Raw genomic sequence first — 21,363 nt, 5'->3', positions numbered from 1 at the left:
ATCACCGCAGCTTCAGGGTGGAGAGGCCGGCGAGCGCCAGGATCACCGCAACGATCCAGAAACGGATCACGATGGTCGGCTCTTTCCAGCCCTTCTTTTCGTAATGGTGATGTAGCGGCGCCATGCGGAAGACGCGCTTGCCGGTCAGCTTGTAGCTGGCCACCTGCACCATGACCGAGACGGTTTCGAGCACAAACAGGCCACCGATGATGGCCAGAACCAGCTCGTGCTTGACGATCACGCTGACGGTGCCAAGCGCGCCGCCCAGGCTGAGCGAGCCGGTATCGCCCATGAAGACCATGGCCGGCGGTGCGTTGAACCAGAGGAAGCCGATACCGGCGCCGACCAACGCACCGCAGAAGACGGCAAGCTCGCCCGCACCGGCGACATTGTGGATCTGCAGGTAGTTGGCGAAGACCGTATTGCCGACCAGGTAGCAGATCAGACCGAAGCTGGCGGCGGCGATCATCACCGGCACGATGGCGAGGCCATCCAGGCCATCGGTCAGGTTGACGGCATTCGACGCACCGATCATGACGAAAGCGGCAAAGGGAATCATGAACCAGCCGAGATTGAGCAGCACGTCCTTGAGGAAGGGCACGGCCATGCTGGTGTTGAGCGGCGCGGCGGCGATCTGGTTGATCCAGACGGCGGCACCGCCGGCGATGATCACCTGCAGCACCAGCTTCATCTTCCCCGGCACGCCTTTGGGGTTCTGCTTGCTGACTTTCAGATAGTCGTCATAGAAGCCGATCATGCCGAAGCCGAAGGTGACCAGCAGCACCACCCAGACATAGCGGTTGGTCAGATCGGCCCAGAGCAGCGTGCCGACACCAAGGCCAAGCAGAATCAGGAAGCCACCCATGGTGGGCGTGCCACGCTTGCTGATCAGATGACCTTCAGGGCCGTCCTCGCGGATTGGCTGCCCCTTGCCCTGCTTGGCGCGCAGCCAGTTGATCAGCGGTTCGCCGATCACAAACGACAGCACCATGGCGGTAAGGATCGCGCCGCCGGTCCGGAAGGTGATGTACCGGAAAAGATTGAGGACGTTGAAATCGTCCGCCAGCGGATACAGCAAATGATACAGCATACGTCTAAGCTTTCCTTACCATCCGTTGGCGGCGCGCGGCTGCGGCGCCGGGTTCAGCAGGTCTTCCACAATCTTGCCCATGCGGCTGCCGAGCGAGCCCTTGACCAGCAGCACGTCGCCACTACGGATCGCACGGCGCAGCGGCTGGATCAGCTCGACCGAATTGGCGGCATGATGGCCGCGCATCTGCGCCGGCAGGCCATCATACAGCGCGCGCATCAGCGGGCCGGACGCGAAGACGAGATCGATCTTCTCACGCACCAGGTCCTCGGCGAGTGCAGCATGGGCCGCTTCGGCATCGGGACCGAGTTCCAGCATGTCGCCGACAACGGCAATGCGGCGACCGCGCGTATTGCTCGGCTTGGCCATCGCCAGCACGGCATAGGCGGCGCGCATACTGGGCGGGCTGGCGTTGTAACTGTCGTCGATCAGCTCGATGCTGCCGCCGTCGCGCCAGTCGAGCGTATGACGCTCGCCACGGCCCTTCGGCGCGGTGACGCCGGCCAGTGCCATGCCGGCCTCGGCCAGATCGGCACCAGCCAGATGGGCAGCAGCCAGCACACCGAGCGCGTTCAGCACCCAATGGCGGCCCGGTGCGCCGATCTTGAAGGTCATCGGATGGCCGAGGATATCGGCGGCGACGCAGGAGCAGGCGCTGTGCGGCGCGTATTTCACCAGACGCGCCTGAGCTTCCGGATGCTCGCCGAAGCCAATGACTTCCGACGCGCCGGCCGCACGGGCGGCAGCTGCGACGCGCTCGAACTGCGCATTGTCGCGGTTGATGATGGCGATGCCACCCGGCTCGAGACCGGTGAAGATTTCTGCCTTGGCATCGGCGATACCATCGATGCTGTCGAAATTCTCCAGATGCACGGCTTCCACCGCCGTGACGATGGCGATATGCGGCCGGGTCAGCTTCGACAGCGGCGCGATCTCGCCGGCATGATTCATGCCCAGCTCGATGACGGCAAAGCGGCTGTCGATCGGCATGCGGGCCAGGGTGAGCGGCGCACCCCAGTGGTTGTTCAGATTGCCGATGGTGGCATGGGTCGCGCCCTGCTCGGCCAGCACATGGCGCAGCATTTCCTTGGTCGAAGTCTTGCCGACACTGCCGGTGATAGCGATGACCTTGGCGCCGCTGCGCTGACGCGCAGCCGAGGCCAGTTCATTCAAGCCCTGCAGCGTGTCCTTCACCTTCAGCAGATTGGCGCCGGGCAGCAGCGTTTCAGGTCCCTTGTCGACCATCGCGGCAGCCGCGCCCTTGGCGAGCGCATCGGCCACGAAGACATGGCCGTCGAAATTCGGACCACGAATAGCGATGAAGAGATCGCCGAAGGCAACCGTGCGGCTGTCGATCGAAACACCGGTGGCCGTCCAAAAGCCGTCGCTGTTGCCTTGTGTGGCAGAAGCGGCTTCGGCGGAGGTCCAGAGCGCGAAAGCTTCCATTAACCTTAACCTCCGTATGGTGCGCTGCCCGAACCAGTATCTGCATCGATTGCAGACACAGCTTCGCGGGCAACAAGCAAGTCGTCGAATGGGCGGACCTCCGTGCCGACGATCTGTCCCTGCTCGTGGCCCTTGCCGGCCAGCAGCAGCAGATCGCCCGGCTGCAGATCCTTCACGGCGGTGAAGATCGCATCGCGGCGGTCGCCAATTTCAGTCGCGTTCGGTGCAGCAGCCGTGATGGCGGCGCGAATGGATGCCGCCTCCTCGCTGCGCGGATTGTCGTCGGTGACATAAACCTTGTCGGCCAGCTTGGTCGCGACCGTGCCCATCAGCGGACGCTTGCCGCGATCGCGGTCGCCGCCGCAGCCGAACACCACGACCAGACGCTGCGTGGTATGCGGACGCGCGGCCTTCAGCACGGTTTCAAGTGCATCCGGAGTATGGGCATAATCGACAAAGACGCTGGCGCCATTCTTGCGCTGCGCCGCCTTCTGCATGCGGCCCGGCACGCCATCGAGAGTGCTCAGTGTTTCCCAGGCTTCGGCGATATGGCCGCCGCAGCCGAGCACCAGGCCGAGCGCCGCCAGGACATTGCCGGCCTGGAAACTGCCGACCAGCGGCAGATCGACCAGACGGCGCACGCCGAAGGCTTCGACTTCCACATCCAGGCCGCCGGCATGCGGCACGGCGGAGAGCAGCTTCAGTTCGGTGCCGAGCAGACCATAACGGATCAGGCGCTGGCCGCGGTGGCGGCAGAGGTCTTCCACCTGCGCGCCCATCGCCGCATCCATGTTGATCACCGCAGTGCCGCCGGCTGGCAGCAGCGTATCGAACAGCCGCAGCTTGGCGGCGAAATAGGCTTCGACCGTCGGATGGTAATCCATATGGTCGCGGGTCAGGTTGGTGAAGGCGGCGGCCTGCGGCTGGATGCCGTCCAGACGATACTGGTCGAGACCATGGCTGGAGGCTTCCAGCGCCAGATGATCGACGCCGGCCTTGCCTGCGATGTTCAGCAGCTCGTGCAGCCGCACCGGATCGGGCGTGGTATGCGCGACCTTCTCGTCGATGCCGGCGCCATGCAGGCCCAGCGTGCCCAGACTGGCGCTCTTCACACCAAGCTTCGCCCAGATTTGCGCGGTGAAATGCGCCACCGACGTCTTACCGTTGGTGCCGGTGACGGCGGCAATATGTTTTGGCTGCGCATCGAAGAAGGCAGCGGCCATCAGGGCCAGGCGACGGCGCGGATTGGCATCGGTGACAAACGCAATCTGGTCGGCATAAGCCGGATCGACATGATCGCTCAGCACGGCGACGGCGCCCTTGGCGCGCGCATCGGGAATGAAGCGATGGCCATCGGCTTGCGTGCCCTTCAGCGCGGCGAACAGATAGCCCGGACGCACGGCGCGGCTGTCGGCGGTCAGACCGGCGACATCCAGGCCCGCAGCGCGCGGGTCGAGCGGAAGATCGGCGCAAAGATCACTGAGACGCAAGTTTCTTCTCCTGCGTCTTCGGCGCGACGGCCGCTGCGGGAACAGCGGAGGGCGCGGCATTGAAATTCGGCATCGGCTGGCCGGGGATCGGCACATACATGGCCTGCTTCATCGCCGGCGCGTTCTCGTCCACCGGCGGCACACCCAGCATCGGCGCGATGCGGTTGATGATGCGGCCGGCAGCCGGTGCGGCGGTCCAGCCGGCAGTGGCGAAACCGTAGCTGCTCTTGTTGCCCTTCGGCTCGTCAACCATCACCTGCACGATGTAGCGCGGATTATGCATCGGGAAGCCGGCAACGAAGGTGTTGAAGTTCGCTTTCTTGTTATAGCCGCCGCGCGCGTTGACCTTTTCGGAAGATCCGGTCTTGCCGCCGACCATATAGCCGTTCACTTCCGCCTTGCGGCCGGTGCCCTCTTCCACCACCAGCAGCATCAGCTTACGCATGACATCGCTGACATCGCGGCGGATCACCTGGCGGCCCGGCGCGGGCAGGCCCGGCGGACGCTTGATCAGGGTCGGCGGATGCAGCACGCCGCCGTTGACGATGCCGGCGGTGGCGGTGGCAAGCTGCAGCGGGGTGACCGACAGGCCATGGCCGAAGGAGACCGTCATGGTCTCGACGGTCTTCCAGTTGCGCGGGATCAGCGGCGCGCCGACTTCGGGCAGCTCGATGGCCGGCTTGTTCAGCATGCCCATGCGGCCCATGAATTCGCGCTGGCGCTCCGGGCCGACATCGACAGCCATCTTGGCCGAGCCGATGTTGGACGAGTACATGAAGATTTCCGGCACGCTCAGCCAGCGGTTCTTGGCGTGATCGTCCTTGATGGTGAAGCGCGAAATCTGGATCGGACGGCTGGCGTCATAACCGCCGCTCAGCTTGACGGTGCCGTAATCCAGCGCCATCGCCGTGTTCAGCGTCTTCATGGTCGAGCCCATTTCATAGACACCGAGCGTGATGCGGTTGAACCGCGACTCCGTGCTCGCCGTGCCGGGCTCGGCCGGATCGAAATCAGGCAGGCTGACCATGGCAATTACTTCGCCGGTATGGATATCCAGCACGATGCCGCCGCCGCCGATGGCGTTGAACTGCTCGACCACCTTGGCGACTTCGTCGCGCACCACATGCTGCACGCGCACGTCGATGCTGAGTTCCAGCGGATCGCCGGTCCGGGAAGGATCCTTTAACTGTTCATCGAAATACTGTTCGATGCCAGAAATGCCCTTGCCGTCGATATCGGTATAGCCGAGCACATGCACGGCCAGCGGGCCCTGCGGATAGACGCGGCGCTGTTCGTTATGGAAATACAGGCCCGGCAGGCCGAGGCGGTTGACCTCATACTGCTCACGCGGGGTCAGGCCGCGCTTGAGCCAGACGAAGCTCTTGCCCGAGGCCAGCTTGTTCTGCATCTCGCCGGCCGACAGCTCAGGCAGCACCTGGGCCAGCCGCACGGCGACTTCCTTCGGATTCTGCACCTTGCGCGGATCAGCATAGAGCGAGGCGATCTTCAGGTTGGTCGCCAGCATGTTGCCGTTGCGATCAACGATGGGCTGACGCTCCATCAATGCCGTCTTGGCGACCAGTTCGGGATTGCTGCCGCGCGCCAGTGCCGGCTCACTGCCGCCACGGATCACGGTGAGTTCGACCAGGCGGCCCGCCAGCAGGACGAAGGCCAGCGAGAAAAGACCGATGCCGATGACCAGACGGCCGCGGCTGGCATCCAGCGCCTGCTTGGCCGCACCATCCAGGCGCACCAGCGCGGGATTGCCGGGCATGTCGGCCGGCGTGCAGGGCGCACGGGCGGGACGCATCTGCGGACGGGCTTCAGGTTTCGGGTGACGACGGAACAGTCCCATCTTACTGGGCCCTCCGCGTGTCTTTGCCGCCGCGCTGCATCGCGCCGAGCACGGCCGCGACTTCGGAATCGAATGCCGCCGGCGCATCGGCCTGCGGCTTGGCGGCAACCTGCACCTGCGGTGCGGATGACGGAATGGCGGCCTGCATCGCGGTCGGCTGCACCGGCAGCGTCTGCGGAGCCGCAGCCATCGGCGGCAGAACCGGCGCCTTCTGGGGCGCGGCAGGCGCCGTCATCGGCGCGCCGCGATCCTGGCGCCAGGGCAACGCATCGATGCCGGCGATATCCTTGGCAGTGGCCGACCGCATCTCGAGCAGGCGCTGGGCCTTGCTCTGCAGGTATTCCGGACGGCTGAGATAGCTCCACTCGGCCTGCAGCACGCCGATGGTCTCGCGCTCCTGGCTCAGCGCACGGTTCATCTCGATCAGTTCGTCTTCCAGACGCTGCACTTCATAGGAAAGCTGGTAGAGGCCGAAGGACACGGCAGCCAGCAGCAGCAGGGCGATCAGGGACAGGCCGCGACTCATGCCGCCTCCTGCATGTCGTCATCGGGCCAGGCCGGCGCGGCGGTGCGCTTCGCCGCCCGCAGCTTGGCCGAGCGGGCACGCGGATTAGCGGCGGTCTCAGTCTCGCCCGGCGCCATTGCACCCTTGTGGATCAGCGTGAAGGACGGCGCATGCTCGGCAGCGGCGGCCTGCGGCAAATGGCGCGAGCTGCCGGTGGTCTTTCCGGTGCGACGGTCGAGGAATCGCTTCACTACGCGATCTTCCAGCGAATGGAAGGACACGACGGCGAGACGGCCCTCGGGCTTGAGCAGCTTCTCGGCGGCGGCAAGGCCGCGCTTGAGCTCACCCAGTTCGTCATTCACGACAATGCGCAACGCCTGGAAGGTGCGGGTCGCCGGGTTGATGCCCGGGGTGGCGCGCACGACGCGGGCGACGATATCGACCAGCTGCTTGGTGCGCGTGATCGGCGTCTCGGTGCGGGCAGCCACAATGGCGCGGGCAACCGCGCGGGCGCGGCGCTCCTCGCCATAGAGGAAGATGATGTCGGCCAGTTCGGCTTCGTCGCGGGTGTTGACGATGTCGGCAGCGGTCTCGCCGCGATCCGACATGCGCATGTCGAGCGGGCCGTCATGCTGGAAGGAGAAGCCGCGGTCGGCCTGGTCGATCTGCATGGAGGACACGCCGATATCCAGCGCGACGCCATCGACCGCAGTGATGCCGATGTCGGCCAGCAGGTCGGCCATGTCGCCGAAGCGGCCGGCCAGAAGGCGGAAACGTCCGGGATTGGCGGCAGAGACGCGGTCGACGTGACTCTGCACGGTGGGATCGCGGTCGATGCCGATCACCTGGCACTCCGCAGCGGCCAGCAAGGCCGAACTGTAACCACCTGCCCCAAAGGTACCATCCACAAGCAGGTCACCAGCACGCGGGTCGAGCGCCGAAACCACTTCCGCACACATCACGGAGAGATGAACCTGCGTTGCGGCTTTTTGATGGCCGTTTGCGTCCTGTGAACCGAAACGACCCACCGGGCTCACGATTTCGCCCCTTGATCGCCGGCTGCTCCGCCGCGCAAATAAGCGGCGGCCTTGGCGCGCGCTTCGGCGGCGCGCAGATCCCAGGCCTTCGGTTCCCAGATCTGGAAGCTGTGCCGGCGGCCGACGAAGACCGCTTCGCCCGGCGAAGCGAGGCTGGCGTGTTCAAGGAATTGCGGGCCGAGCTGGACGCGGCCTTCCTGGTCTAGGTTCAGCTCGCTGAGAAAGGGCAGCAGGCCGTCGATCAGCATCTCGCGTTCGGGATGCAGGTCGGGCAGCTCGTCGATGCGGCGGTTGACGCCATCCAGGTAGTCGCGCCCGCCAGCGACAAGCGCCGGAGCAGCGATATCGGGGCCGAGAATCAGGCCGCCATCGGGATGTTTACGGGTCAGCAGGGCACGATATGGCGCTGGCACGGAAACCCGTCCCTTGGCGTCAATCCGGTTTCGAAAGGTTGAGAGGAAGAATTCCACTCAGCCGACCCCTACGCTTCGATCCCGGCGAAACACCCCCCTTGGGTGGCCATAACCTGGGATGAGATGGGGTAGCATGGGTTTCTATGGGCGTCAATGGAAATTAACGGTCTGTTATGGTCAATCCAGCCAATGATCTCCGAGACTTGCGGCTAATATGATCCTAATAAAATCCCCTAATGTTCTCTTTTGTTCTCACAGAGATTGCTTGTCTCCCGCCCCGTCGCGCATTACACCGGACAGGGTTACGGGGACGGGATGAGAGCTCAAAACATGGTGAGAGTGGAGCGCAACCCTAGGGATGGGGTGACGTGGGTGTTTCTCGCCCTTCTGGCAGTGTGCCTGCTGCCGCTGGCGGCCTGGGCGGCCGTCAATGAGTTCCTGCCGCGCGATGTTCCGTCGCTGAAACGCTTTGCCATCGTCGCCAGCACGGCCAACAACCAGTGCGTCACGGCACAGCTGGTCAACAACGACACACGCCGCCTGCGCGCCGCCGCCCTGCTTTCGTCCTGCGATTTCACCCTCAACAACCAGACCCAGGGCTTTTTCATCAGCCGGCCGCTGCAGCCCGATGGCTATCAGATTTTCTTCGCCGCCAATCCGGACTACTGCCTGGCGATGGAGCCGCGCGCGCGCCTGCTGGTGATCTCGGCCTGTGCACGAAATACCGAGATGCTGAACGAACTCCCGCAGCTGTGGGATGTGAAGAATGGCGGGCTGGCGCTCAAGGCTGGCGACAAGAAATGGTGCCTGGATACACGCGCCAAGCAGGGCTTTTCAGCATTCTTCGAACCGCATTTCAGCGAATGCCCGGACCAGGTTCCGGACGCCTTTCTGCTGCGCGTGAACCGCTGATCCTTATCTGACTTCAATCGTGGCCGTCTGCGGCCGCGCTTTCCGTCACTCGGTCAAAGCGCGCCTGCCAGTCGGGCAGCGCCATCTGTTCGACCGCCGCGAGCTGCCGCAGGGCGATCCGCAGCGCCGTGCGGCCCTCGCGGGTTTCCGGCGCGGCAAAGTCTGACGCCGAAACGCGATTGGCGACTGCCGTCTTCACGGCACCCTTCACCGCCATAAGCTCCGCCACGCCGTAGCGACCCAATAGCTGCTGGAATTCGGCATGCAAGCCAGGACTGAACGGACGGCGCATGCCCATCTGGTCCTTCTGCGGATGCGGCGGGAAAAGATGCATGCAGGGGACCCAGCCTTCGGGGATCGGATTGGTGGCGGCATGGGTGCGACCATGCGCCAGCAGCTTGGGCAGCAGATGCGTGTGCGGTCCGTCCGGACTCTTGCCGCCGGGTGTGGGGATCGGCTGGAACACCTCAACGCGGCCGAAACGACAGATGAAGACACGATGCGGGCTGAGTCGCGGCATGGCGGGCGCAGCCGGATTGCCAAGCTCCAGCAGCGGGCGACCGACACCGGACCGCAGGATGGTGATGGCGTCCGGATCGGCGGTGCGCACACAGGCATCGATCTGCAGGCAGTCGAGCCCGAGATCGAACAGGATGGCATCACGATCTTCGGGCCGGATGGCGTCACGGTCAGGTCCGAGCTCAGTCAGCACCGTTCGCTGTGACATAGCGCAGGCCGCTTCCGGCAGGCAGAGCGCAACAGCATGATTCCAGCTGTCGGCATGGCTCGACATCGTCTCATAGGCGATGGGCCGCACCGCATCGGTCAGATCGATGCGGATGGCGCCGCGGTCGGTCGCGACTGAAAGCGGCGTTTCGGTTTTGCGTAGTGCTTCACCATCATCGAACATGAATTCGGCAATGGCACCGAAGGTGCCAAGGCTCCATGAGGCAGCATGGTCCGACAGGTAGCGGGCGATCAGGGGCGGGAGCGTGCTGGTCATGGACGTCCTAAAGTCGGTTGTCGGGGATAATGAAAGGCTTGCTGTCCGCACCACCGCGCTGAACGGTCACGCGATATACTGCCGCAATATTTTCGTCGTTCAAGACCTCGGCCGGCGGGCCATCGGCCACCATCCTGCCCCGATCCAGCAACGCGACGCGATGGCAGAAGCGCATCGCCAGGCCAAGATCGTGCAGCACGACGGCAACACCGGTACCGCGCGCGGCTGCCCGCGCCAGCAACTCCATGACCTGCAGCTGGTGATACAGGTCGAGGGCCGCGCCGGGCTCATCGGCCAGCAGGATGTCCGCACCAACCGCCAGCGCACGCGCCAGCAGCACGCGACGCTGCTCACCGCCCGATAGCGTGTCGAAGCTGCGGCTCATCAGATGCGCCACGTCACTCGCCTCGATGGCAGCCGCAATGGCGGTGTGATCGGCAGCGGACAGATCCTGGAAGCTGCGGCGATGCGGCAACCGTCCAAGTGCCACGACAGCTTCGGTGCGCAGCGGCCAGTGCACGGTGCTGCCTTGCGCCAGATATGAAACTGTCTTCGCCAGCTCAGCCGGTGTGATCTCGGCAGCCCGCTTCCCGTCATAGAGTACACGGCCGTCTGCCGGTTCCAGCAGGTTGGCGAGAATGCGCAACAAGGTGGTCTTGCCGGCGCCATTGGGACCGATCAGGCCCAGCACTTCGCCCGCCCGCACATCGAGGCCGACGCCATCCAGGATCGTGGCGGTGCCTACGCGGTAAATGATGTTCTGCGCCTGGATTTTCATTACGCCTCACCCATTACGGCTCACTGCGGCGCAGACGCCAGATCAGCGAAAACAGGAACGGCGCACCGATCAGCGCCGTGACGACGCCGAGCTTCAGTTCCGGCCGCAGCATGGTCAGGCGGATCAGGATATCGGCCGCCATCACCATGGACGCGCCGCCCAGGCCGCTGACCAGCAGCAGGCGGCTGGGCTGGTTCGACACGAAAGGCCGCAGCAGATGCGGCACCACCAGGCCGACGAAGCCCACGGCGCCGCAGACTGCCACCGAGCTGCCGACCGACAACGCCGTGCCGGCAATCAGCAGACGCCGGAGGCCAACAATGCCGATGCCGAGCGAACGCGCTGTATCCTCACCCAGACTGAGCGCATCCAGCGCACGGCCGCGACTGAGGATCATCAGCCAGCCCGGCACCATCAGCGGCACGGCGAGCCAGACATGCTGCAGGCTGCGGTCGGCCAGCGATCCCATCAGCCAGTACATGATCTCCAGCGCCGCGTAAGGGTTGGGCGCGAGATTGAGCGCCAGCGCCGTCATCGAGCCGGCGAAACTGTTGATAGCGACGCCGGCCAGGATCAGCGTGGTAGTGGTCGCGCCCTTGCCCGCGATGCGGAACAGCACCAACGAGGCCAGCGCCGCGCCGATAATGCCGCCCAGCGGCAGGGCCAGCGCGAAGCTGCCGGCCAAACCGAAGTAGAACACCACGACCGCACCGAAGGCGGCGCTGCCCGACAGGCCAATCACACCGGGTTCGGCCAGCGGATTGCGCAACAGACCCTGCATCGCCGCACCGGTCATACCAAGCGTGAAGCCGACCATGCCCCCCAGCAGGGCACGCGGAAACCGCAACTCGGCAAGAACGAGTGCCGGCAGCGTGGAGCGGCCGGCGAGTAGGTCGTCAAAGGCTGCCGCAAGATCGAACTGTGCATAACCCACACCCAATGACGCCACAAAGAGCACCAACATCAGCAGGACCAGACCCGGCACCAACCAGGGCGATGCCTTATGATCGGGAAGGATTACGGTTTCAGACTTCATTCACGGCCCCTCCCTCTTTGCCGAACGGCCGTGGCGAGAATGTCGATGGCAGTGACCATCTCCGGTCCGGCACAGCTCCACAAACGCGTCGGCACATACAGTAGCTTTGTATCCGGCAAATGCCGCAAAACGGGATGATGCAGCACCTCATAGGCAAGCGCCGGCGTCTGCCGCGGCTCGCCATCCAGGATGATGTAATCCGGCGGTGTCATCGCGATGACTTCTAGTGGCACCTGGCCGTAGTTTTCCCAGCCCTTCTCTGCCGCCAGATTGCGCAGGCCGGCATAGGTGAGGATGTCATCGACCAGAGATCCGCGGCCCATCGTGAAGCCGTTGGTGCGATAGACGATGGCTGTCGGCGAGTCCGGCGTCACCGGCACGCGCAGGCCGGCCATGCGTTGCTCGATATCGGCAACCATCGCTTCAGCACGGGCCTCTTCACCGACCAGCCGGCCGACCTCGCGGATATGGGCCTTAGCGATGCCGAGCGTAGCCGGCACGCCAAGGTCACGTGGCATGAAGCCTGTTTTCTTCAGCAGGCCAACCGTTGTGCGCGTCGTATATTGTCCCGCCAGCACCATATCGGGATTGGCGGTGATCACTTCCTCGGCCAGACCGCGATTGGCAACCAGACCAGCCGCAAGATCGGCGACATTGGAGCCCTGCCGGTTCTGCGCCAGCCAGGTGACAGAGCGGATGCGGTTAGGCGTGACCAGACGCACGGCCAGTTCATCGGTGCAGAGATTCAGCGACACGATCCGCGCCGGCTTGTCTGAAGCCAGGGCCGATGTCGCGAAAACCATCGCCGTTATGAAAGCAGCTACCCGCAGAATCGCCTCCTTCATTCAGATATGGTGGAGGGATCGCTCCCTCCACCACACATGTCTTTTAGAACGTGGCCCGGACGCCGACATAACCGGCGCGACCAGCCGACTGGAAGCCGTAAACCTCCACATACTCACGATCGAGTAGATTCTCGATCCGACTGAATAGCTCCACACTGTCGGTCACCTTGTAGGCCGCCCCCAGGTTGATCAGGGTATAAGCATTCAGGGTCACGCGCTGAGAGGGGAAAAGCTCGAAATTACTGTCAGCCGCGCGGCCGTTATACAGTACCCCGAGATTGACGCTCGTCCGGTTATCCTCGAAGCGGTAATGGGCGTTGAAGCTGCCTGTCTGTGACGGACGGCGGATCAACTGATCGTTTCCTACACTGTCGCCTTCGGTGTTCATGTAGCCATAAGATGCGCGCAATGTCAGGCGCTCGATCGGCTCGATCGCACCCTCCAGTTCGATGCCCCGCACCATGTTTTCACCAGGGTTATTGATCGAACCATTGAATGCGGCATTGCTGCCGATCTGGTTTTTGATCTGCTGGTTGAAATATGTGACACCAACCATGGCCTTCTTGTTCCAGAAGACCTGATCAATACCAACATCCCAACCCTTGGTTTCTTCCGGTGTCAGGTTCGGATTGCCTGTGAAGGTGGGTGTGAAACCGTACAGCTCGAACATGGTCGGGTTCTTGACGCCGGTGCCCCAGCTGCCACGAACCTTGGTGTCAGTGCTGAGAAACTGGTAGGCCGCCGTCGCACGATAGGTGCGTGAATCCTGAAACAGGTCGTTCCTGTCCTCGCGGACTGCGCCGGTCAAGAACAGCTGGCGGAAGAAATCGACCTTGTACATGCCGACAAAGCCGGTGCTGTCGATCTCCACCGTCCGCTTCGGATTGAGCGAGCTGCTCTCGAAGGTCTCTCTTTCCTGCTCGGCAAGGACAGTCACCGTGTGGCGGGCATCGGCGACCGAAGGCGTCTCGAACAGCACGTTGGTCTGATAGTCGTATTTGGTCTTGTCGCCGCGATTGAAGCTGGTGATCACATCATTGGTCAGACCATGGCGCTGGTTCTTGGTATAGGCGGTGCCGAGGACATGCTCCCAGTGGCCATCCAGCAGCGTCAGCTTGCCCTGAGCGCGGCCAAACAGCTGATTGCCCCGGGTTCGCGTATTGGTGTCGACGGGGACAGAGGCAATAGTGCCATCCGTCTCGGTTTCAAATCCGGTATAGCGGCCGGCAAAATCGAAAGTCAGGTTCTCCAGTGCATCGAAGCCGAACTTGGTGAACATGGTCTGGTTCTCGTACCCGTCGGCCTCGTTGTTGCCCCGGCTCTTCAGAGACTTGGTTTCGCCGCTGGTGCGGTAATCCACACCGCTGAGCAGGAAGTTGTAACGCTCGCCGCCGCCGCGCACCGAGGCATTCGCCTGGTAGGTATTGAATGAACCACCTTCAAGCGCGGCATTGAAAACCGGCTTCCCTGCACCGCGCCTGGTGACGATGTTGATCAGGCCGCCGGCGGCATCCGAGCCATACAGCGCGCTTTGCGGGCCGCGCAGAACTTCGATGCGTTCCACATCGGCGGCCAGCATATGGGCAAAATCGAATTCCGAGCCGCCGGCCGTATCGTTGACCTCAATGCCGTCGACCAGCACCATCGTCTGATTGCCCTCCGAGCCACGGATGCGGACCTGGGTCAGGCTGCCGACGCCGCCGGTACGGTTGACCGCCAGGCCGGGCACCTCACGCAGCACATCGGAGATCAGCTGGGTCTGCCGCCGCTGCAGCTCCTCACCGGTGATGATGGTGACGGCACTGCCAACTTCCGAGATCGGCGTTTCGGTCCTGTTGGCTGCAACGGAGATCGCGGACAGCAGCGTCGGCGCGTCGCTGGTTTGCGCAACTGCACGCCCGGCGCCAACCATCAATACGGCGGCAGCGGTGAGCAGGAGAGGAAAATGATATCGAGACGGATTGCGGCCCTGATGGGCCAGATTGAACGCAGTCATACAAACCTCGGCGATACGCCATGTGGCACGTCACCGCGTTCGAGGTCTGCTCCTGTAGGTCCGCGCAAAACAAGGACGCACAGGTTGGCTAACCCACCGAGACACCCTGCCCGATGTGATCGCGTGTGACCACGGATGACGGCAGGTCTCCTGGCTCGCGGGTCATCGTCTTCTGTCACCTTCCCAGAGCTTTGCGGCTCCAGTGGTTATTGACAGCAGACTCTCCGCTTACAGTTGCAGGGGCAGCCACGGAATTGAACCGTGTTCCCAGTTAGGCCCTTACGGGCACCGTCGGGCAGGAACCTGCCCGGCCCGGCTTCGCTTGTCAATCGTATGAATGGCGCCAGACGGCCTGTAAGCCGGGTTCTGTCCCCCTGTCTTGCAACAGGATGGACGGCCATTCCTCTGGGGTGCCCGTTACCGGACACCTCGCGCGACCGACCCGGATGGCGGACCGAAAACCGCCCTGCAGACTTGCGCCTGCCGCCATCCCTATTTGGTCTTGCTCCCGGTGGGGTTTGCCATGCCGCTTCCGTTACCGGTCGCGCGGTGCGCTCTTACCGCACCCTTTCACCCTTACCATCAGTCTTGCGAGTGATGGCGGTCTACTCTCTGTGGCACTGTCCCTGGGGTCACCCCCGCCGGGCGTTACCCGGCACCGTGTTTCCGTGGAGCCCGGACTTTCCTCGACGTTTTGACACGCCGCGGCCGTCCAGCCGTCTGGCACCGGGCGCACAGGTAGGCCCAAGCCGGGCATCCGTCAAGGTAAAGAGTCAGGCCGTCTTCTGGCTGCTGACGCGGCGCACCGTCATCTGCTCGGAAATATGATGGATCAGGCTGGTGGTCTCGGCGTCGCTGACGCCATCCACCTGGTCCTGGCGCCAGTGGCGCTGGAAGGCCTTCACGGCCGCTTCGGTCAGTGGGTCGTACAGGCCGCTGCCCTCGATGGCATAGCCGATCTTGTCGAGCGCCACCTGCAGTTCCAGTACCGCGCCGCCGCGGTCGCCCGCGCGCATTGCCGGCGCACTGCCCGAGACCCGGAACTCCTTGCTCCACCACCGGCCGAAACCGGCGGCATGCAGCCGGCGCCAGGGGAACAGTTCGCCTGGATCTTCCTTGCGGCTGGGCGCGATATCGGAATGGGCGACATAGTTGCCCGGCATCACGTCATGCCGTGTGGCGATATCCTTGAGCAGCGCAATGAGGGCATCGATCTGAACAACAGGAAATTCACGGTAACCAAATTCGTGGCCGGGATTGACCAGCTCGATGCCGATCGAGCGCGCATTCACATCGCGCACACCACGCCAGAAAGACACGCCGGCATGCCAGGCGCGCTTGTCCTCGGGCACCAGGCGATAGATCGTGCCATCCTCGTCGATCATATAATGCGCGCTGACCTTCGCTTCCGCATCGGACAGACGCTCCAGCGCGGCCGCAGCGCTCTTCATGCCGGTATAATGCAGCACGATCATGTCGACCGGGCGCTTGCCGCTGCGCTCGTCGAAATTCGGAGAGGGATGATCGATGACCGGAAGCATCATTCGCCTGCAGCTTTGGCCGGAGCCTCGAGCGCGGCCTTTTCAGGGGTCACGCCACGACTTTCGGCAACCTTGCTTTCCCTTAGGGCGACAATCAAGACACCCACGAGGGTTACGATTGTGCCCACAATCACACGCGTACTGAGCTGTTCGTCCAGAAAATAGACGCCGGCAAAGACGCCGAAGATCGGCGCCAGGGTGAAGCCCGGATTGACGATGTTGATCGGATACCGGCGCAGCAGGTAATACGTGCCGCCATGACCGACCAGCGACACGGCGAGGCCGGCATACAGGATCGCGCTCCAGTGCCAGGCATTGGCCGCCAGCGTCTGCTCAATATGGTTATCTTCCAGAACCAGTGAGATCAGCAGCAGGCTGGGCGCGCTGATGATGCCGACCCAGGCTTGCATAGTGAAGGTGTCGACATCCCGGATGCGGCGCACCGTAATCTGGCCGAAGGAATAGACGATCACCGCAATCAGGATGAAGATGATGGCGGTCTGGTAGTTCATCACCTTGGGGTCGAAACTGATCACCAGCGTGCCGCTGAAGGCCAGCGCGATGCCCAGCGCCCGCTTCCAGCGAATGCGTTCACCCAGCAGCAGCATGGCCATCAGGGTCACGATCGGCACGCCGAGCTGGGTGACGACGGCAACCACCGCGACATCATCGGCTTTGGCGATCCCCAGGATGATCAGGGAGAAATGCAGGGTGCCCATGCAGAGTGCGGCGATCAGCACATTACGCATCTGGCCCGGCTGCCATTTCAGCCAGGGCAGCATCAGCAGCGCCACAAGGCTGAACCGCAAGGCCGTGAACAGCACCGGCGGAAAATGATTCACCGCGAGCTTGGTGACGACAAAATTGCCGCCCCAGATCGCGCATATAAGCAGCATCAGGGCCAGGTGCTGGGGCTTCATGGGGCGGGACCCTAGCAAAGTCGCCCTGTCACGGGCTACGCTTCTTTCTTATGGGGCCATGCAATGCCTGCATGGGCGGTATGCGGCTCTTTTTCGGATCGGGGGTCTGCCCGGTTTCGAGGCGATACGGACAGGCAATTGGCTATGGCAAAAGCAAAGACATCAACGCCCGGTAAAAAGCCCGCCGGCAAGGCCGTCGCCAAGACTGTTACCCCGCCGATCACGGGCCCGTCATCGCGCCGCGCCATCGTCTCCTCCGCCCATCTGGCCAGCGGTAAACTGGAAGGACTGAGCGAGTTCGAATTCGCCCTGATGATGACGGGCAATGCCTTCAGCCGCTGGATCGTGCGCTGCATGACTGCGGCGGGCCAGGGCGACCTGGCGGCGCTGGACGTGATGGTGCTGCATGGCGTCAATCATCGCGACCGGCCCAAGCGCCTGGCCGACCTCTGCCTGGTGCTGAATGTGGAAGACTCCCACACCATCAACTACGGGCTGAAAAAGATGGTGCGACTGGGCCTGATTGCGGGCACCCGGCGGGGCAAGGAAATCTTCTACAGCACGACCCCGAAAGGACAGGCGCTCTGCCTGGAATACCGCAAGATCCGCGAACAGCTCCTGGGCGAGGCTTTCGCCCTGATCGGCGGGCCGCGCGGCGACCTCTCCCGCATGGCGGACCTGATGCGGGCACTGTCGGGCATCTATGATCAGGCCGCCCGGTCTGCGGCCTCGCTGTAGGCCATCCGGACGACGTTGACAAATTATCAACGTTTTGTAACCGTGCCGTCTCCGCCTTAATCGACCTCCCGGGAGTTTCCAGATGTCCCCGTCCTCATCCGCAACTGCTACCCCCCAGGATGCTCAGTGGGAATTCTGGATTGACCGTGGTGGCACCTTCACCGACATCGTCGGCCGCAAGCCTGATGGCGAGATCGTCACCCATAAGCTGCTGTCAGAAAACCCGGAGCGCTACAAGGATGCCGCTGTACAGGGCATCCGTGACCTGCTGGGCCTGAAGGCCGGCGACACATTGCCCAGCGGCAAGATCGCCGCCGTGAAGATGGGTACGACGGTGGCCACCAACGCGCTGCTGGAGCGCAAGGGCGACCGCGTGCTGCTGCTGGTATCGGAAGGCTTTGCCGACCAGCTGCGCATCGGCTACCAGACCCGGCCCAAGCTGTTCGCCCTGCATATCCAGCTGCCCGAGATGCTGTACGAGCGCGTGGTGGAAATCCCCGAGCGCGTGCGCAATGACGGCAGCATCGAGACACCCCTCGATCTCAAGGCCGCCGAGGCCGCGCTGAAGGCCGCCTTCGCCGATGGCATCCGCTCGGTAGCCATCCTGTTCATGCATGGCTACCGCTATACCGAACACGAGGCCAAGGTCGCCGCATTGGCGAAAAAGCTCGGCTTCACGCAGGTCTCGGCCAGCCACCAGGTCTCGCCGCTGATCAAGTTCGTCAGCCGCGGCGACACGACTGTGGTCGATGCTTACGTTTCTCCCATCCTGCGCCGCTACGTCGATCAGGTCGGCAGCGAGCTGGATGCCGCCAACACGGCGCTGCGCCTGATGTTCATGCAGTCCAACGGCGGCCTGGCCGACGCCAATTTCTTCCAGGGCAAGGACAGCATCCTGTCCGGCCCGGCCGGCGGCGTCGTCGGCCTGGTCGAGACCTCGACCCGCGCAGGCTTCAAGAAGATGATCGGCTTCGACATGGGCGGTACGTCGACCGACGTCAGTCATTATGCCGGCGAATACGAGCGCGCGTTCGAGACCATGGTGGCCGGCGTGCGCATGCGTGCGCCGATGATGATGATCAACACGGTCGCGGCCGGCGGCGGCTCGATCCTGCATTTCGATGGCGCGCGCTATCGTGTTGGGCCTGACTCGGCTGGCGCCAATCCCGGCCCGGCCTGCTACCGCCGTGGCGGACCACTCGCTGTCACCGACTGCAACGTGGTGCTGGGCAAACTGCAGCCCGATTTCTTCCCTGCCGTTTTCGGCCCCGATGGCGACCAGCCGTTGGACGATGCCGTGGTGAAGACCAAGTTCGCCGCCCTGCAGGCGCAGGTGAAGGCCGAGAGCGGCGACACCCGCAGCATCGAAGAGATGGCCGAGGGCTTCCTCGCCATTGCCGTCGAGAACATGGCCAATGCGATCAAGAAAATCTCGGTGGCGCGCGGCTACGACGTGACCAAATACGTGCTGTCCAGTTTCGGCGGCGCCGGCGGCCAGCATGCCTGCCTGGTGGCCGATGCACTGGGCATGACCGAGGTGCTGCTGCATCCGCTGGCTGGCGTGCTGTCGGCTTATGGCATGGGCCTGGCCGACCAGCGCGTGCTAAAGGAGAAATCCGCCGAAGTGACGCTGCAGGAGTCCGCCCTGCCCGGCCTGTCGAAGGAACTGGATGCACTCAGCACCGACTCTCGCAATGAGATGCTGAAGCAGGGCGTGGCGCCTGAAAAGATCACGGTAATCCGCAAGCTCCATGTGCGCTATGGTGGTTCCGATTCCGCTTTGGAAGTCGAGTTCGGCACCCTAGCCGAGATCAAGACGGCGTTCGAGACGGCGCATCGCCAGCGCTTTGGCTTCATCAGCCCGGAAAAGGCGCTGATCGCCGGCAGCGTTGCCGTGGAAGTCGTCGGCCAGGGCGAACGCGCGCCGGATGCGGTGGAAAAGATCGTCAATCCGCGTGCCCAGGACGCCATCCCGACACTGGCAAAAAGAAAGGCCTATATGGCCGGCAGCTGGCGCGACACGCCAGTCTATGATCGCGCCGCCATGCGCCCAGGCGAGATGATCAAAGGCCCGGCCATCGTGATCGAGCCGACCAGCACCATCGTGCTGGAGCCGGGCTGGCAAGCGAAATTGACCGAGCGCCGCGACCTGGTGCTAAAGCGCGTTGATGCCCTGCCCGAGCGCAAGGCGATTGGTACGTCTGTCGATCCGGTGATGCTGGAAATCTTCAATAACCTGTTCATGTCGATCGCTGAGCAGATGGGCAGCGTGCTGGAGAAGACCGCCTATTCGGTCAACATCAAGGAGCGCCTCGATTTCTCCTGCGCCATCTTCGATCTCGACGGCGAACTGATCGCCAATGCACCGCATATGCCGGTGCATCTGGGCTCGATGTCGGAATCGATCAAGACCGTGATGCGCCGGCGCGCCGGCCAGATGAAGCCGGGTGATGTCTATGTGCTGAACGCGCCTTACGCGGGCGGCACGCATCTGCCCGACGTCACCGTCATAACGCCGGTCTTCGACAAGGCTGGCAAGGATGTATTGTTCTATCTGGGCAGCCGCGGGCATCACGCCGATATCGGCGGCACCACGCCCGGCTCGATGCCGCCTGACTCGCGCACCGTGGAAGACGAAGGCGTGCTGCTGGATAACGTACTGCTGATCGATGGCGGGAAGTTCCTGGAAGCCGAGATGGTCGAACTGCTGAAGGGCAGCAAGTATCCCTCCCGCAATCCGGCACAGAACATCGCCGACCTGAAGGCGCAGATCGCCTCCTGCGAGAAGGGTGCGCAGGAACTACGCAAGATGGTCGACCAGTTCGGCCTCGAGGTCGTGCGCGCCTATATGAACCACGTGCAGGACAATGCCGAAGAATCCGTGCGCCGCGTGATCAGCCGCCTCAAGGACGGCCAGTTCACCTATCCGATGGATGACGGCTACGAGATCAAGGTGAAGGTGACGGTCAACCACAAGGATCGCACCGCCAAGATCGACTTCACCGGTACATCCGGCGTGCATCCGACCAACTACAATGCGCCGACCGCGGTCTGCGTCGCCGCCGTGCTCTATGCCTTCCGCTGCCTGGTGGATTCCGACATTCCACTGAATGGCGGCTGCCTGAAGCCGCTGGAAATCATCATCCCGAAGAACTCGATGCTGGACCCGGTCTATCCGGCCGCCACCGTGGCCGGCAATGTTGAGACCAGCCAGTGCATCACCGATACCATCTTCGGCGCGCTGGGTGTCATGTCGGCCGCCCAGGGCACGATGAACAACTTCACCTTCGGCAACAACGAATACCAGTATTACGAGACGATCTGCGGCGGCAGCGGCGCAGGCGCGGATTTCGACGGCTGCGATGCCGTACACACCCATATGACCAATGCCCGCCTCACCGATCCCGAAGTGCTGGAATTCCGTTTCCCCGTGCTGCTGGAATCCTTCCGCATCCGGCGCGGCTCAGGCGGCAAGGGCAAACACAAGGGTGGCGACGGCACCATCCGCCGCATGCGCTTCCTCACCGACATGGTGGCGACGTTGCTATCCTCGCATCGCACGGTGCCGCCGTTTGGCCTAGAAGGCGGCGAGAATGGCGAGACCGGTCGTCAGTGGGTCGAACGCACCTCGGGCGCCAAGGACGTGATGGAAGGCCGCTGCTCGACGCCGATGCAGCCGGGCGATGTCTTCGTCATCTCCACGCCCTCGGCCGGCGGCTTCGGCAAGGCGGCAGCCGTGAAGCAGGCGGCGGAATAGT

General features: G+C 63.4%; 17 protein-coding genes, 1 other RNA gene and 1 riboswitch. Of the genes, 3 read left to right on the top strand and 15 right to left on the bottom strand.

What is annotated here, in order from left to right:
• Position 1 precedes the first annotated feature (1 nt).
• From mraY to AC1RRE_RS08115, 7 genes are read right to left on the bottom strand one after another with little or no spacing between them, the layout of a single operon-like run.
• Complete coding sequence (gene mraY, locus AC1RRE_RS08145) at positions 2 to 1,090, bottom strand: phospho-N-acetylmuramoyl-pentapeptide-transferase (RefSeq protein WP_492980618.1); 1,089 nt, start codon at positions 1,088 to 1,090, stop codon at positions 2 to 4.
• A gap of 15 nt (positions 1,091 to 1,105) precedes the next feature.
• The gene (locus AC1RRE_RS08140) at positions 1,106 to 2,536 is read right to left on the bottom strand and encodes a UDP-N-acetylmuramoylalanyl-D-glutamyl-2,6-diaminopimelate--D-alanyl-D-alanine ligase (protein ID WP_492980617.1); all 1,431 of its coding nucleotides are present in this window, start codon (positions 2,534 to 2,536) and stop codon (positions 1,106 to 1,108) included.
• Between the two features lie 5 nt (positions 2,537 to 2,541).
• Positions 2,542 to 4,026, bottom strand: coding sequence for a UDP-N-acetylmuramoyl-L-alanyl-D-glutamate--2,6-diaminopimelate ligase (locus tag AC1RRE_RS08135; RefSeq protein ID WP_492980616.1), 1,485 nt, complete (start codon positions 4,024 to 4,026; stop codon positions 2,542 to 2,544).
• Positions 4,013 to 5,881, bottom strand: coding sequence for a peptidoglycan D,D-transpeptidase FtsI family protein (locus tag AC1RRE_RS08130; protein ID WP_492980615.1), 1,869 nt, complete (start codon positions 5,879 to 5,881; stop codon positions 4,013 to 4,015). The genes AC1RRE_RS08135 and AC1RRE_RS08130 overlap by 14 nt, the downstream gene beginning before the upstream one ends.
• Before the next feature lies 1 nt (position 5,882).
• Complete coding sequence (gene ftsL, locus AC1RRE_RS08125) at positions 5,883 to 6,407, bottom strand: cell division protein FtsL (protein ID WP_492980614.1); 525 nt, start codon at positions 6,405 to 6,407, stop codon at positions 5,883 to 5,885.
• Positions 6,404 to 7,414 (bottom strand): 16S rRNA (cytosine(1402)-N(4))-methyltransferase RsmH, encoded by a 1,011-nt coding sequence (gene rsmH / locus AC1RRE_RS08120; protein WP_492981342.1) that lies wholly within the window; start codon positions 7,412 to 7,414, stop codon positions 6,404 to 6,406. Before rsmH ends, ftsL begins: the two co-directional genes overlap by 4 nt.
• Positions 7,415 to 7,419: 5 nt before the next feature.
• Positions 7,420 to 7,836, bottom strand: a complete 417-nt coding sequence (locus tag AC1RRE_RS08115; RefSeq protein WP_492980613.1) for a division/cell wall cluster transcriptional repressor MraZ — start codon at positions 7,834 to 7,836, stop codon at positions 7,420 to 7,422.
• A 372-nt stretch (positions 7,837 to 8,208) separates the two neighbouring features.
• Here AC1RRE_RS08115 and AC1RRE_RS08110 point away from each other — a divergent pair, with 372 nt between their 5' ends.
• Entirely contained in the window at positions 8,209 to 8,748 is a 540-nt protein-coding gene (locus AC1RRE_RS08110; protein WP_492980612.1) for a hypothetical protein, read from the top strand.
• 13 nt (positions 8,749 to 8,761) lie between these two features.
• Here AC1RRE_RS08110 and AC1RRE_RS08105 read toward each other — a convergent pair whose 3' ends face one another.
• The 8 genes from AC1RRE_RS08105 to AC1RRE_RS08070 form a co-directional block, all read right to left on the bottom strand.
• Entirely contained in the window at positions 8,762 to 9,751 is a 990-nt protein-coding gene (locus AC1RRE_RS08105) for a DUF6925 family protein (RefSeq protein ID WP_492980611.1), read from the bottom strand.
• Positions 9,752 to 9,758: 7 nt separating this feature from the next.
• Positions 9,759 to 10,529, bottom strand: coding sequence for an ABC transporter ATP-binding protein (locus AC1RRE_RS08100; protein ID WP_492980610.1), 771 nt, complete (start codon positions 10,527 to 10,529; stop codon positions 9,759 to 9,761).
• Positions 10,530 to 10,542: 13 nt separating this feature from the next.
• Positions 10,543 to 11,565, bottom strand: coding sequence for a FecCD family ABC transporter permease (locus AC1RRE_RS08095; protein ID WP_492980609.1), 1,023 nt, complete (start codon positions 11,563 to 11,565; stop codon positions 10,543 to 10,545).
• Complete coding sequence (locus tag AC1RRE_RS08090) at positions 11,562 to 12,368, bottom strand: ABC transporter substrate-binding protein (protein WP_492980608.1); 807 nt, start codon at positions 12,366 to 12,368, stop codon at positions 11,562 to 11,564. Before AC1RRE_RS08090 ends, AC1RRE_RS08095 begins: the two co-directional genes overlap by 4 nt.
• 85 nt (positions 12,369 to 12,453) lie before the next feature.
• Entirely contained in the window at positions 12,454 to 14,406 is a 1,953-nt protein-coding gene (locus tag AC1RRE_RS08085; RefSeq protein WP_492980607.1) for a TonB-dependent receptor plug domain-containing protein, read from the bottom strand.
• A gap of 123 nt (positions 14,407 to 14,529) precedes the next feature.
• Positions 14,530 to 14,714, bottom strand: a riboswitch (cobalamin riboswitch).
• A 31-nt stretch (positions 14,715 to 14,745) separates the two neighbouring features.
• An RNA gene (gene rnpB / locus AC1RRE_RS08080) (RNase P RNA component class A) lies at positions 14,746 to 15,130 on the bottom strand.
• Between the two features lie 49 nt (positions 15,131 to 15,179).
• Complete coding sequence (locus tag AC1RRE_RS08075; protein WP_492980606.1) at positions 15,180 to 15,950, bottom strand: peptidoglycan recognition protein family protein; 771 nt, start codon at positions 15,948 to 15,950, stop codon at positions 15,180 to 15,182.
• Positions 15,947 to 16,867: a DMT family transporter gene (locus AC1RRE_RS08070; RefSeq protein ID WP_492980605.1), complete on the bottom strand. Its 921-nt coding sequence runs from the start codon at positions 16,865 to 16,867 to the stop codon at positions 15,947 to 15,949. The genes AC1RRE_RS08075 and AC1RRE_RS08070 overlap by 4 nt, the downstream gene beginning before the upstream one ends.
• Positions 16,868 to 17,011: 144 nt before the next feature.
• On the opposite strand from AC1RRE_RS08070, the gene AC1RRE_RS08065 reads away from it, so the two are divergent.
• Together AC1RRE_RS08065 and AC1RRE_RS08060 are read left to right on the top strand one after the other, a co-directional pair.
• Entirely contained in the window at positions 17,012 to 17,605 is a 594-nt protein-coding gene (locus AC1RRE_RS08065) for a winged helix DNA-binding protein (RefSeq protein WP_492980604.1), read from the top strand.
• Between the two features lie 82 nt (positions 17,606 to 17,687).
• Positions 17,688 to 21,362, top strand: a complete 3,675-nt coding sequence (locus AC1RRE_RS08060; RefSeq protein WP_492980603.1) for a hydantoinase B/oxoprolinase family protein — start codon at positions 17,688 to 17,690, stop codon at positions 21,360 to 21,362.
• Position 21,363: the final 1 nt, after the last annotated feature.

This window comes from Ferrovibrio sp. GW821-FHT12D07 (assembly GCF_058807275.1).
This window is presented reverse-complemented; position numbering and strand designations above follow the sequence as displayed.

Excerpts from the sequence above, each read along its gene's own strand:
- mraY (WP_492980618.1), bottom strand. The coding sequence starts at position 1,090 with ATGCTGTATCATTTGCTGTATCCGCTGGCGGACGATTTCAACGTCCTC.
- AC1RRE_RS08140 (WP_492980617.1), bottom strand. The coding sequence starts at position 2,536 with ATGGAAGCTTTCGCGCTCTGGACCTCCGCCGAAGCCGCTTCTGCCACA.
- AC1RRE_RS08130 (WP_492980615.1), bottom strand. The coding sequence starts at position 5,881 with ATGGGACTGTTCCGTCGTCACCCGAAACCTGAAGCCCGTCCGCAGATG.
- ftsL (WP_492980614.1), bottom strand. The coding sequence starts at position 6,407 with ATGAGTCGCGGCCTGTCCCTGATCGCCCTGCTGCTGCTGGCTGCCGTG.
- AC1RRE_RS08105 (WP_492980611.1), bottom strand. The coding sequence starts at position 9,751 with ATGACCAGCACGCTCCCGCCCCTGATCGCCCGCTACCTGTCGGACCAT.
- AC1RRE_RS08100 (WP_492980610.1), bottom strand. The coding sequence starts at position 10,529 with ATGAAAATCCAGGCGCAGAACATCATTTACCGCGTAGGCACCGCCACG.
- AC1RRE_RS08095 (WP_492980609.1), bottom strand. The coding sequence starts at position 11,565 with ATGAAGTCTGAAACCGTAATCCTTCCCGATCATAAGGCATCGCCCTGG.
- AC1RRE_RS08090 (WP_492980608.1), bottom strand. The coding sequence starts at position 12,368 with ATGGTTTTCGCGACATCGGCCCTGGCTTCAGACAAGCCGGCGCGGATC.
- AC1RRE_RS08085 (WP_492980607.1), bottom strand. The coding sequence starts at position 14,406 with ATGACTGCGTTCAATCTGGCCCATCAGGGCCGCAATCCGTCTCGATAT.
- AC1RRE_RS08075 (WP_492980606.1), bottom strand. The coding sequence starts at position 15,950 with ATGATGCTTCCGGTCATCGATCATCCCTCTCCGAATTTCGACGAGCGC.
- AC1RRE_RS08070 (WP_492980605.1), bottom strand. The coding sequence starts at position 16,867 with ATGAAGCCCCAGCACCTGGCCCTGATGCTGCTTATATGCGCGATCTGG.
- AC1RRE_RS08065 (WP_492980604.1), top strand. The coding sequence starts at position 17,012 with ATGGCAAAAGCAAAGACATCAACGCCCGGTAAAAAGCCCGCCGGCAAG.
- AC1RRE_RS08060 (WP_492980603.1), top strand. The coding sequence starts at position 17,688 with ATGTCCCCGTCCTCATCCGCAACTGCTACCCCCCAGGATGCTCAGTGG.